9 protein-coding genes and 6 tRNA genes are annotated in these 11,997 nt (G+C 40.9%); 6 read left to right on the top strand and 9 right to left on the bottom strand.

From position 1 onward, the window contains the following. The first annotated feature begins 411 nt into the window (after positions 1 to 411). The 3 genes from KVY11_RS04765 to KVY11_RS04755 all read left to right on the top strand — a co-directional run bounded on the left by KVY11_RS04765 (position 412) and on the right by KVY11_RS04755 (position 2,547). Positions 412 to 999, top strand: a complete 588-nt coding sequence (locus KVY11_RS04765; protein ID WP_004696311.1) for an ANTAR domain-containing response regulator — start codon at positions 412 to 414, stop codon at positions 997 to 999. A gap of 3 nt (positions 1,000 to 1,002) precedes the next feature. After that, a complete protein-coding gene (locus tag KVY11_RS04760; RefSeq protein ID WP_218288286.1) occupies positions 1,003 to 1,998 on the top strand; it encodes an ABC transporter substrate-binding protein in 996 nt (331 codons plus the stop codon). Positions 1,999 to 2,268: 270 nt separating this feature from the next. Continuing rightward, positions 2,269 to 2,547 (top strand): hypothetical protein, encoded by a 279-nt coding sequence (locus tag KVY11_RS04755; protein ID WP_168158899.1) that lies wholly within the window; start codon positions 2,269 to 2,271, stop codon positions 2,545 to 2,547. Positions 2,548 to 2,570: 23 nt separating this feature from the next. On the opposite strand, the gene KVY11_RS04750 is transcribed toward KVY11_RS04755, so the two are convergent. The 3 genes from KVY11_RS04750 to hrpA are packed head-to-tail and all read right to left on the bottom strand — an operon-like array spanning position 2,571 to position 8,432. Then, positions 2,571 to 3,344, bottom strand: coding sequence for a 1-acyl-sn-glycerol-3-phosphate acyltransferase (locus KVY11_RS04750; protein ID WP_218288285.1), 774 nt, complete (start codon positions 3,342 to 3,344; stop codon positions 2,571 to 2,573). 6 nt (positions 3,345 to 3,350) lie between these two features. Next, positions 3,351 to 4,463 carry a beta-ketoacyl-ACP synthase III gene (locus KVY11_RS04745; protein ID WP_218288284.1) on the bottom strand — a complete coding sequence of 371 codons (1,113 nt, stop codon included), beginning with the start codon at positions 4,461 to 4,463 and terminating at the stop codon, positions 3,351 to 3,353. Positions 4,464 to 4,493: 30 nt separating this feature from the next. Further along, positions 4,494 to 8,432: an ATP-dependent RNA helicase HrpA gene (hrpA, locus tag KVY11_RS04740; RefSeq protein ID WP_218288283.1), complete on the bottom strand. Its 3,939-nt coding sequence runs from the start codon at positions 8,430 to 8,432 to the stop codon at positions 4,494 to 4,496. Positions 8,433 to 8,775: 343 nt separating this feature from the next. On the opposite strand from hrpA, the gene ahpC reads away from it, so the two are divergent. The 3 genes from ahpC (at position 8,776) to KVY11_RS04725 (ending at position 10,968) form a co-directional block, all read left to right on the top strand. Next, on the top strand, positions 8,776 to 9,339 hold the full coding sequence (gene ahpC, locus KVY11_RS04735; RefSeq protein ID WP_004982189.1) for an alkyl hydroperoxide reductase subunit C: 564 nt from the start codon (positions 8,776 to 8,778) through the stop codon (positions 9,337 to 9,339). A 204-nt stretch (positions 9,340 to 9,543) separates the two neighbouring features. Then, positions 9,544 to 10,275, top strand: coding sequence for a hydroxyacylglutathione hydrolase (gloB, locus tag KVY11_RS04730; protein WP_218288282.1), 732 nt, complete (start codon positions 9,544 to 9,546; stop codon positions 10,273 to 10,275). A gap of 489 nt (positions 10,276 to 10,764) precedes the next feature. Continuing rightward, entirely contained in the window at positions 10,765 to 10,968 is a 204-nt protein-coding gene (locus KVY11_RS04725) for a hypothetical protein (RefSeq protein WP_004696295.1), read from the top strand. Between the two features lie 130 nt (positions 10,969 to 11,098). Here the strand turns inward: KVY11_RS04725 and KVY11_RS04720 are convergent. From KVY11_RS04720 to KVY11_RS04695, 6 genes are all read right to left on the bottom strand, one after another. After that, a tRNA-Leu gene (locus tag KVY11_RS04720) sits at positions 11,099 to 11,183 on the bottom strand. Positions 11,184 to 11,216: 33 nt separating this feature from the next. Further along, a tRNA-Trp gene (locus tag KVY11_RS04715) sits at positions 11,217 to 11,290 on the bottom strand. Positions 11,291 to 11,325: 35 nt separating this feature from the next. Then, positions 11,326 to 11,410: transfer RNA gene (locus KVY11_RS04710), tRNA-Leu, on the bottom strand. A 189-nt stretch (positions 11,411 to 11,599) separates the two neighbouring features. Next, positions 11,600 to 11,684: transfer RNA gene (locus KVY11_RS04705), tRNA-Leu, on the bottom strand. 33 nt (positions 11,685 to 11,717) lie between these two features. Next, positions 11,718 to 11,791 (bottom strand) — tRNA-Trp (locus tag KVY11_RS04700). A 35-nt stretch (positions 11,792 to 11,826) separates the two neighbouring features. Further along, positions 11,827 to 11,911: transfer RNA gene (locus tag KVY11_RS04695), tRNA-Leu, on the bottom strand. Positions 11,912 to 11,997 lie beyond the last annotated feature (86 nt).

Below are 11,997 nucleotides of genomic sequence, written 5' to 3'. Positions count from 1 at the left end.
AAAATCTTATAATTCGATATAATCAGCTGTTTTTATTTTTAAAGCACAACAGCTAATTTTTCCGACTTTTTAAAACCCTGCTACCTCTTGGTGCATTTTGCCTTATCGATGAGCATCTGTTTTCTCAAATAAACGACATTGCTTTGTTCTAAGCACGACATCTAGAAATTCGCCCTTAGATGTACAAATCGACTGAGAACATCAACACTTCAATTTACTGAATCCATATCCTTAAATTCTTTCATTAAAACTCCGATCACAACATATGCAACATGCATACTTTGTCTGTAATCGCGACGATAAAGATTGACTGCCTGATTCGAGATAAAGCTGGCATTTGTTAAGTTTGGCATTTAAATTGCTTGTACACTTTTAGATCTCATTTTCAGGTTTTCCTGAGCACTGTACAGTATGCCTAAACTGAAAATTGCATTGATTGATGACAATCAAGAACGCGCACAATATATTCGAAGTTCCCTCATCGAACATGATTTCGATGTGGTTGCCTGCCTGATTATCGATCACATCAATATTAGCCGTCTTGAACAATTAAGTGCTGACGTCATTTTGTTAGATATGGACCATCCACAACGTGACATTATTGAAAGCTGTGTAAGTCAATTTAACCTACCCACTGTTTTATTTACTAAAAATAGCCATAAAGACACCATTAAAAGTGCCATAGATGCTGGAGTGACGGCTTATATAGTGGATGGGATCGATCCTTCAAAGTTAGAAAATATTTTAGAAATCTCGATCGAACAGTTTCGTAAACACAAAAAGTTGCTCACAGACTTACAGGATACTAAAAATAAACTCGCCGATCGTAAAGATGTAGAGCGTGCGAAAGTCTTGCTGATGCAATTACATGGACTATCTGAAGATGATGCCTTTCAATTGCTGCGTAAAAATGCCATGAGCCACCGTATGACCATCGGTGAAATGGCAAGACGTCTGTTGGATGCTCAACAGCTTTTACAATCTCAACTCAAGGACTAAGTCATGGCTCAACTCGAAAAGTCACAACTTCATCTGGCCTATATTCCGCTTTTAGACTGTGTTGCTTTACTGTGGGCTAAACAACGCGGTTTTTTTGAAGAAGTGGGTTTAGACGTGAGCTTAGTCAAAGAAGCGTCTTGGGCAAGTTTAAGAGATCGTTTGGCTTTTGGTTTCCTAGACGCAGCACATTGCTTATCTGCTATGTTGCCTGCTGCCGCACTCGCTCAAGATCAACTCGGTATTCCGCTACAAACCCCTCTTGTCTTAAGTTATAACAGTGCTTTTATTAGCTTAAGCCAAAAACTATGCTATGCGCTCGATATCAAAAAAACTGACGATGCAGCCACCACTGCACAGAAATTTTTTAGTGCCATGCAGCATGAACAGTATCTTCCGATTGCCCATGTGTTTAAGCAGTCTATTCATCATTATTGTTTACGTGAGTGGTTGGCGTTGGCCAATCCTGAGTTTGCCAAACGCGTACATTTACGCACTTTACCGCCACCCTATATGGTGGAAGCCATTTCAAATCAATTGATCGATGGTTTTTGTGTTGGGGAACCTTGGAACACACAAGCGGAAATTCAAGGCTATAGCCAAATCATTGCGACTGGCTCAGACATTATTCCTCGCGTCGCAGACAAAGTACTGGCTGTGACTCAAGAATGGGCTATATCCAATCCCAATACACTTACAGCCCTCATCCAAGCCATCCAAAAAGCACAAGTTGAACTTAAACAGATGCAGGATCTTGAGCCTGTTTGGCAAGTCTTGGTCGATTACAACATCATTCGCTTTGCGTGTTCAGCAAGTGTTCATGTCGAAAAATATCACCTGATTCAGAACATCATTCGTGGTTTTATTCCCGAACAAGTCCAGCCGCAAGTTTCGGATTTTGTTTGGCTCACACAGCAAATGCAAAAATGGGATGATGTAAATTTAGATAGTGATGAAATTCACGGTATTAGTAAAAATTGCGTCCTTCAAACAAAGACTTGATTTTTAAATTATTACTATATGTTACTTAATACGTAATTACGCACTATTTTGAAACATTTATTCTGAATAATATTTTGAAGTAAATCTGCGATCTAACTTTACTGCCACTTTACTAGATATTTTTCTTTAGCTTCCACTTATCTGAGCACGCTATTTACTCATGCGAAAAGCACGCTAAGATCTTTTAAAACATGAAAACAATAGACAAATAATCTTCATCACCACTTCTTTTTTAAACGTCAAACTAACCCAAGGACAGCGGGGTGTATTATGTTTACCGAGGAAAATCGACATGTTTCTTTATTACATGCGATTAACAAAATACTGATTAAAGACTGGGATCCCCTGTGTATCTATCGTAATCCTGCACTACAAGATGAGTATGAGGAATACTTACCCAGTTTATTTCAATTCATTTGTGAACAAGCCAGTGAAACTGAAATTTTTGAATATTTATGGTGGGTGGAAAATAAGGTTATGGAAGTCAAAGGGAATAAGACCCATACTTTAAAAATTGCACATTTGTTGAAAGATTTACAGGAAGACTAAGCAGATTTTACGCCTGTAAATGCTCAATCAAATCGGTCCCCATGTTGCTGTTGACGCAATACTCTTAAGTCTGCAAGCCCAGTATAAATTTCTGCTGCAATCAAGTCGCGGAACTGCTGTAACTGTTCTAGGTTTTCAATATGCATCAAACTTTGTCTGGGCATAAAATTAAAATAAAAAGGCAAGCGTTTCGGAATCAAATGTTTCGGTAAAGATGGAATCACCTCCCCTTTACGTAGCAAGCGACTTAACTGTGGCACTTGTAGCAACTTTTGAAAATATTGGTGCTGAACCACTTTATTTGCATCAAAACCAATATCAAAGACTTCATCTCCGCCCAAAGCAGAAAAGGGTACAATGTCATAGCCAAATTCTTGAGCAAGTTTTAAAAAGCCGTAGCGCTGTTTCCAAATCAGTTGGTACTGTTCGCCCTCACGTTTTAAAACTTCGCGTCCGCCACCAGGAAAAACCAAAATGGAATAGCCTTGTTGCATGGCTTCACGTACATAGGCTGGAACACCATCAACCGCACCAAATTTTTTCACCACACTGCGCCACAGTGGCAAATAAAAATGGCTATGATCAGCAATACTGACCACAGCCACCTGATGCTCATTGTAGAGATAATCAATCAACATAGGTGAATCGAGCACACCATACATAGAATGATTTCCTACATACATTGCAGGTTGTGATGCATCTAACTGTTCAGCACCAATAAATGTCGGTGTGAAATAAACTTTGGATAAAGCACTCAGGCGTTTAATCCATTTTTCATCATGCTCAACCTGCAACATACGGGCTTATGCGACGTGTTTTTTCACAAGCACAGCACCAACAGAGTAACCTGCCCCGAATGAACACAAGACACCGTATTCACCGTCATTGACTTGGTCTGCTGTGCGGTGCAACGCAATAATGACACCTGCTGAAGAGGTATTTGCAAACTCATCTAAAATGATCGGTACTAAATCAGGCTGAGCATGTTCTTTGCCTACGACCAATTTCAAAATCAGCTCATTCATGCTGGCATTGGCTTGGTGTAACCAGAAACGCTTCACATCAGTCGGTGCAATGTTGTTTTTCTCAAGTTGCGCTGTAATCATTTTGGCAACCAGTGGACAAACTTCTTTGAACACTTTACGACCGTCTTGAGCGAAACGATTGTTTTCAATGTCTGCATCGACTTCACTTAAGTTTAGGAAACCAAAGTTATTGCGGATGTTGTTTGAGAACTGGGTGAATAAGTTAATGTCTTCAATTTCAAAACCAGTTTTGCTGTCGGTTTCTTCAATGATTGAAGCGGTTGCAACATCACCAAAGATAAAGTGACAATCACGTGAACGGTAGTCGGTATGACCAGAGGTGATTTCTACATTCACCAATAATACACGGCGTCCGCCTGCTTTGATCGCATCATAGGCTTGTTTAATGCCAAAAGTTGCTGCCGAACAAGCCACGTTCATGTCATAGGCATAGCCTTGAATACCCAATGCTGTTTGAATTTCAATCGCAACAGCCGGATAAGCACGCTGTAAATTAGAGCACGATAAAATCACGACATCGATATCTTCTGCAGTTACGCCTGCATTTTCCATCGCTTGTTTTGCAGCGATCACACCCCATTCGGCTTGAATCGAGAGTTCATCATTTGAACGTTCATGTAACAATGGACGTAAACGCTTCGGATCTAAGATCCCTGTTTTCTCAACCACATAACGACGTTTTACACCAGATGCTTTTTCAATAAACTCTGCGCTTGACCCACGACGGGCTTCCAACTCGCCCGAAGCAATTTTGTCAGCATTGTCTAGGTTATACTGTTCCACATAAGCATTTAAACTTTCAACTAACTCTTCATTGGTAATGATGTCTTCGGGATGATAAAGACCCGTACCTGTAATGCGGATGCCCATGTAAAACTCCTTCTTTAAATTACCTATATCTTAACTGATTCCAAGTTTTTCCCATACTTTTTGCAAGCGAGTTGGAGAAATGGGCATCTTTGTCTTCATCGGTTGAGAGAATAAAGAAATCCGAAACTCCTCAACCATGAAATACAATTCTTTAAGGCGAGTGTCATTTTTAAACTTAAATAATTTTTCCATCCACGGGTCAACTTGATCAATGGCAGAATTATCCCTCTGTAGGTTATTGGGCAGGCGCTCCAAACGCAAGACCAATGCTTTCAAATATCGAGGAAATTCAAGCCAGATGTCGGAAGATTTCACATAAACAAAGTTTGATAAGCACATCAAATCTAGCTGATCTTCAACATCATCAATATTTTTCCCAAACACTGCATCATCTAAGACCAACAACTTTCGACGTATATCCTGCCATTGAATATAGATCTCTGTCACATCTGCCAGTGCTTTTTGCCCATGGGTCAGAAAAGTTTTTTTGACATTTGCAACCAAGTTTTCAAACTCTTGTGCGTTGACAGGCAGTTCATTGATCGACATTTGCAGTGTGGCATAAACTAACATTTGCTCCAGCTGCGCCTTATCGCCCAAAGGTGAATACGCCAATGCCAAAGGTTTGGAAATTTGTTTTTTCAACTGACGGACCAAATCCCCCAGTTGTATATGCACCAAACGAAGTACACCCTCACGGTGCTGTTTAATCGCCTCAGCTTGATCATTAAAGGTCTGAATCACCACACCAGACTCATCCTTTTGTTCCAGTGCCGCAAAGGCCTTGGTCGGGACTAAAGCTTGATACTGCTTCACCACCACACCCGTCACTTTTTGTGATGCTTCAAACACAAAATTTTCAGGAAAAGTTTGGAACTCACCTTTGAGCTGTTTGACTGGACTATGAGTTTCTGTTCGACAGCGCGCTTTTAACTCAGACAAGTCACGACCTTGTTCAATCACACGGCCTTTGTCGTCAATGACTTTAATCAACGGCAATAAATATTGTTCAACCCGCTCAAAGCTAAAGTCTTTTTCAGTGATTTGTTCGCCACGTAACTGGAAGGCTAAAAAACTAAAAATATGCTGTTGCAAATGCATCGCATCTACTTTCGCCATTAGCTTTGCAGCCGTATCAGGAATTGGTACCAAGTGACGACGTTTATCTTTAGGCAGTGCTTTGAGTAAGGCTTCCATTAAATCCTGACGCCAGCCGGGAATGCCCCACGACCATAAGTTTTCATCCACCTGAGGCAAAGCTTGCAACGGAATTTTCACTGTTGCTCCATCTTCGTCATGACTTGGATCAAAACGGTAACTGGCCGCAAGGCGCAGTTCGCCATTACGTAAAAAATCGGGAAACTGCTGCGTGGTTGGACGGTCGTTCACCCACAATGCATCATCATCGATAAATAAATAACGTGGGTTTTGCGGCTCAACCGTTGCGCGCCAGTCTTCAAAACTACGACGGCTTGCCACCTCTTCAGGAACTTTAGCCGCATAAAACTGGTAAATAGTCTCTTCATCCACCACCAAATCACGACGGCGTAGCTTATCCTCGACCCGCTCTACTTCTTCAAGTTTAAGTAGGTTGTGTTTTAAAAAGGGTGGCGTAATGCCCAAATGCCCTGTCGTCAGTGCATCTCGAAGGAAAATTTCATGTGCTGCAACATGGTCGACTTTTTCATAGTTGATTTGACGTTTCGGCTCAATAATTAAGCCAAATAGTGAAATTTGGTCATAGGCATTAACCACACCTGCTTTTTTCGACCAGTGCGGCTCAAAATAGTGGTGCTTCAGCAAATCACCTGCTGCAAGCAAAATCCATTCAGGTTCAATTTTTGCTAGTGTACGAATGTAGACCTGTGAGGTTTCTACCATCTCAAAAGCCATGACCCAAGGCGTATTGGTCTTATGTAAGGTAGATGCTGGAAAAATGCGGGCCTTTTGCTGACGTACCGCCATAAACACATTGCGTTCATCGGTTTTATTGGCAATAAAAGACAACAAACCTGTTAAAAGTGCACGGTGTAAATTTTCATAACTGGCTTTTTTCTCATTAAAAGACAACTTTAAGCCTTTTGCCAAATCAACCAATTGCTCATGAGTTTTCTTCCACTCACGTAAACGCAACCAGCTTAAAAAGTGATTACGCGCAAAAGTACGACGTTTGTTTTCACTCATATCCCGGTTGGCAACCAGTGCTTCCCAAAGTTTGATATAAAATAAAAAGTCAGAATCGGCTTCACGGAACAATGCATGTTTTTGATCTGCCTGCATTTGTTTATCCGCAGGGCGTTCACGTGGGTCTTGTACGGCCAAGGCGGCAACAATCACCAAAACTTCATTCAACACACCAAAATGTGCCCCACCCAAAATCATACGGGCCAAACGTGGATCAATTGGCATTTTGGCCATTTGTTGACCAATTTTGGTTAAATCTCCTTTACTTCCCCCTTTGGAAAAGGGGGATTGAGGGGGATTCACTTCAGATGAATCTCCCCCAACCCCTCTTTGCAAAAGAGGGGCTTTACCTTTATCAGACATTGCCCCAAGTTCAACCAACAACTTACGACCATCGTTGACTAAACGATGATCTGGCGGCTCAATAAAATCAAAATCTTCTAAAGCACCCAGCCCTAAACTTTGCATCTGTAAAATCACTGAAGCTAAGTTCGTTCGCTTAATTTCGGGTTCAGTAAACTCAGGGCGACTTTGAAAGTCTTCCTCAGAATACAAACGGATACATACACCTGGGGCAATACGACCACAACGACCTTTACGCTGATTTGCTGCGGCCTGAGAAACTGCTTCAATCGGTAAACGCTGTACGCGTGAACGATAGTTATAGCGAGAGATACGCGCAAAACCACTGTCAATCACATAACGAATATTGGGTACAGTTAGCGCTGTTTCTGCAACGTTGGTGGCGATAATAATGCGTCGCCCACCACCAGATGGGTTAAAGATTTTTTGTTGTTCAGCCAAGGCCAAACGCGCATATAAAGGTAAAATTTCTGTATGTCGCGGCCCATGCTTTTGCAAAGTTTCTTGTAATTCACGAATCTCTTGTTCGGTACTGGCAAAAATTAAAGTATCGGCATATTCAGGATGGCCTTTTTCTTGTGCATCCCGAAAACACTCCTCCACAGCTTGTACGACAGCACGAGGTAAGTTTTCTTCAAAGTCATCAAACTCATCATCATCACTACCAACAATGCTCATTTCAGACACAGGGCGATAACGTAGTTCGACTGGAAAGCTACGACCTTCTACTTCAAAAATAGGTGCATTGTTAAAGTACTGACTAAAACGGTTTACATCTAAAGTTGCTGAAGTGATGATGACTTTTAAATCTTTACGGCGAGGCAAAAGCTGTTTGAGATACCCCATGATAAAGTCGATATTGAGCGAACGCTCATGCGCTTCATCGATAATAATGGTGTCGTATTTATTGAGATAACGGTCATTGGCCAGCTCTGCCAGCAAAATACCATCGGTCATTAAACGAATGATTGAATCCTGCGAGCCTTGTTCATTAAAACGAACTTTAAAAGAAATGGACTCGCCAAGTTTCTCACCAACTTCTTCTGCAATACGCTGGGACACACTACGCGCAGCCAAACGACGTGGCTGTGTATGACCAATCAGACCGGTTAAACCACGACCCGCCAACATCGCAATTTGCGGTAGTTGCGTCGTTTTACCCGAACCCGTCTCCCCTGCAACGATAATCACTTGATGCTCTTGAATGGCATCAATTAACTTGTCTGCATACTGCGTAACAGGCAGGTCTTGATTCAGTTTAATACTCGGAATGCGTTCAATACGCTCTAGAACTTTTAAATGCGACTGTTCAAATAATGCTTGATATTGCTTTTCGTTGGCATCTTTTCCTTTTTTGAGTCGGTTTAAACGATGACGGTCTTTGACCATCACCAATTGCTCTATATTTAAAGGACGCTGCACAGAAAAAACACCTACATCAAAACATCAATCGCTTAGTTTACGTGGTAATACAGCGAAGCGAAAGTACAGCATAATTTTTTAATTTTAACTTTTTTTCAAATATCCCCTTGAATTTTAAGCCTAGGGACATCATGTCTGTAGACGAGTTGCGGAATAGATGATTTTGTCATTTGGTCATCATATTTATCATGCTAAATGAACAGAATGATCACATTCGCTGAAATAGTCTGGAGTAAGATTCGGTTTTTCCGATTCTTGTAATGTAAAAATACTGTTTCAGCAATAACAAAAATTTCGATACCCTATTCAACATTAAATACAAACCCCAATCATGGAGACAATGATGAGCTTGATTAATACTGAAGTAAAACCATTCGCAGCTACTGCATATCACAACGGTCAATTTGTTGACGTAACTGAAGCAGATCTTAAAGGCAAATGGTCTGTAGTATTCTTCTACCCAGCTGACTTCACTTTCGTTTGCCCAACTGAACTTGGTGACCTTGCTGACAACTACGCTGAATTCCAAAAATTAGGCGTGGAAATCTACGGTGTTTCTACTGACACTCACTTCACTCACAAAGCTTGGCACGACACTTCTGAAGTTATTGGTAAAATCCAATACCCATTAATCGGCGACCCAACTTGGACTCTTTCTAAAAACTTCGACGTTCTAATCGAAGCTGCTGGTCTTGCTGACCGTGGTACTTTCGTAATCGATCCAGAAGGTAAAATCCAAATCGTTGAAATCAACGCTGGTGGTATTGGTCGTGATGCTCAAGAATTACTTCGTAAAGTTAAAGCAGCTCAATACGTTCACGCTCACCCAGGTGAAGTTTGCCCAGCTAAATGGAAAGAAGGCGAAGCAACTCTTGCTCCTTCAATCGACCTAGTAGGTAAAATCTAATCTAAATTAGATTGAACACATAAAAAACCACGCTTTTTAGCGTGGTTTTTTATGGCCAAGATAACAGCACAATATGACAAGAAAGAGAAAAATATAGAATAAGAAAGAGCTATCCTTTATGCGTTACACATAATTCATGACTGGAATTCAGTACTTGTACCCGCTACAGTAGAATGAATACATGCAGCTCTTTGAAGAAGAAAAATGACTTATCAAGTTCATATGATTGATGTGAAAAACCAACTCCAAAACTATATTTGGCTACTGGAACACACCTCATCAAAGCAAGTCGTGGTGGTTGATCCAACTGAGGCTGGATTAGTTGAAGATTATTGCACTGAACATGGCTTAAACATTGCTCAAATTTGGCTGACTCATTGGCATAAAGACCATATTGGCGGTGTCTCTGACCTGATTGCGAGTCGGAATATTCCTGTGTATGGGCCACGTGAGGAATTATCTAAAATTCCATTCATCACCCATGCATTGATGGATGATGACTATTTTTCATTTCATGATTTACATGTCGACGTTTTAGCAGTTCCAGGCCACACACTGGGCCATATTGTGTACTTTATTGAACCTATGCAGACTTTATTTTGCGGTGACACTCTGTTTGCTATGGGCTGTGGGCGAGTGTTTGAAGGTACACATGAGCAGATGTACCATTCGCTCAATCGTTTAGCGGCTTTACCTGCCGAAACCAAAGTCTATTGTACGCACGAATACACGCTCTCTAACGCGAAGTTTGCCATCCATGTTGAACCAGACAATATCGCCATTCAAGAACGTTTAGACCGTGTCGAAACCATGCGTTATTTGGGGCAATGTACCCTTCCAAGCAGTATTGAGATCGAACTCGAAACCAATCCTTTTTTACGTACAGAAAATGTTGAAGAGTTTAAACGACTGCGTGATCTGAAGGATCAATTTTAATTGGTCTCCGCCTTCTAGAGACTGCTGACTAACGCAGTCTCCTATTATGTATGTATGCTTCTATTGAGTTATAACGATCAGTTTGGGCTCCCACCCTTAACCTTTGAGCTCTCAAAATTTCAACCTACGCAGTTTCAAGCCACACGATGCCTGAATCGAATGATCACGAGCAAGGCTGTTTGAAAATACTGTCACAAAAGACCCAGCCTTTGAAAAAAATCATTACATTTCTATTTATGACAAAATACTTCTCTATCACGAACGCACATAATTCCATTGTATTGAGACTCATCTCAAAATATTATTATTTTTCATCATGATAAAATTATTTTAAACAATGAAAAACTATCGTTTATGCTTTCTATACGTTTTCGCCTTAGTTTAGATTGCTTTAAAAAGAGACAAAAACAAAAATATATAAAAAAATCCCCTTTAAAAAAGCGTGAAATATCCCTATTAATAATTTATCAGTGAAAAAGGAATATCCTCGTGAAAAAAGTAGTGAAAGCAAAAAACCTCATCGCCTTTCGTATTTGGCTAGAGAAATTAGGTTATTCAGTTAAAACTTTAGCAGACAACCGTGGCTTTACTTTTAGCTTTAAAAAAGAATATGGACTGGTGACTTGCGACCTAGCGGGCAATAACTTAGCCATGCAGCTCGGTGAAGAATTCGAAGACCATTTGAAAGCCTAAAATTGCTCCATACTTACTTCGCGTGATGAATCAAAATTTAGCCCCTTAAAGGGGCTTTTTTTATATATGAATCATCTATTAAATTTTAGGCAATAAAAAAGCAAGGCTTAATACCTTGCTTCATTACTGATGGTGGGGACGGAGAGACTCGAACTCTCACACCTTGCGGCGCTGGAACCTAAATCCAGTGCGTCTACCAATTTCGCCACGTCCCCATCAGGGTGCTAACTTTGCGTTAGACTTTAAGTTGGCAGAGGATCAAGGATTCGAACCTTGACGAACGGTTTTGGAGACCGTCATGCTACCATTACACCAATCCTCTATTGCCTTATAAACCATCTTAATTCAAATGATTTATGGTGGGGACGGAGAGACTCGAACTCTCACACCTTGCGGCGCTGGAACCTAAATCCAGTGCGTCTACCAATTTCGCCACGTCCCCAATGGCTGTGTATATTATAGCGATAGACACTATATGACAAGCGCTTTTATAAGCAATCACCCGCTTTTCTGTCATAAAATCGGCAGTTGAATCTATTTTTATGCTCTATCTGTATAAAAAGACTATTCAGCTCTTTACTAAATTTTAGGCAATAAAAAAGCAAGGCTTAATACCTTGCTTCATTACTGATGGTGGGGACGGAGAGACTCGAACTCTCACACCTTGCGGCGCTGGAACCTAAATCCAGTGCGTCTACCAATTTCGCCACGTCCCCATCAGGGTGCTAACTTTGCGTTAGACTTTAAGTTGGCAGAGGATCAAGGATTCGAACCTTGACGAACGGTTTTGGAGACCGTCATGCTACCATTACACCAATCCTCTATTGCCTTATAAACCATCTTAATTCAAATGATTTATGGTGGGGACGGAGAGACTCGAACTCTCACACCTTGCGGCGCTGGAACCTAAATCCAGTGCGTCTACCAATTTCGCCACGTCCCCAATGGCTGTGTATACTATAGGGATCATTTTCGCATGACAAGCAATTTTTAAGAAAAACACACTCATTTGATTAAATAAGAAACAAA

It is taken from the genome of Acinetobacter sp. CWB-G5 (genome assembly GCF_019209785.1).
Classification (GTDB): domain Bacteria; phylum Pseudomonadota; class Gammaproteobacteria; order Pseudomonadales; family Moraxellaceae; genus Acinetobacter; species Acinetobacter johnsonii.
Note: the sequence above shows the minus strand (reverse complement) of the source record. Positions and strands in the feature narration are given on the sequence as shown.

Coding starts and splice junctions, on each gene's coding strand:
- KVY11_RS04765 (WP_004696311.1), top strand. CDS start 412: ATGCCTAAACTGAAAATTGCATTGATTGATGACAATCAAGAACGCGCA.
- KVY11_RS04760 (WP_218288286.1), top strand. CDS start 1,003: ATGGCTCAACTCGAAAAGTCACAACTTCATCTGGCCTATATTCCGCTT.
- KVY11_RS04755 (WP_168158899.1), top strand. CDS start 2,269: ATGTTTACCGAGGAAAATCGACATGTTTCTTTATTACATGCGATTAAC.
- KVY11_RS04750 (WP_218288285.1), bottom strand. CDS start 3,344: ATGTTGCAGGTTGAGCATGATGAAAAATGGATTAAACGCCTGAGTGCT.
- KVY11_RS04745 (WP_218288284.1), bottom strand. CDS start 4,463: ATGGGCATCCGCATTACAGGTACGGGTCTTTATCATCCCGAAGACATC.
- ahpC (WP_004982189.1), top strand. CDS start 8,776: ATGAGCTTGATTAATACTGAAGTAAAACCATTCGCAGCTACTGCATAT.
- gloB (WP_218288282.1), top strand. CDS start 9,544: ATGACTTATCAAGTTCATATGATTGATGTGAAAAACCAACTCCAAAAC.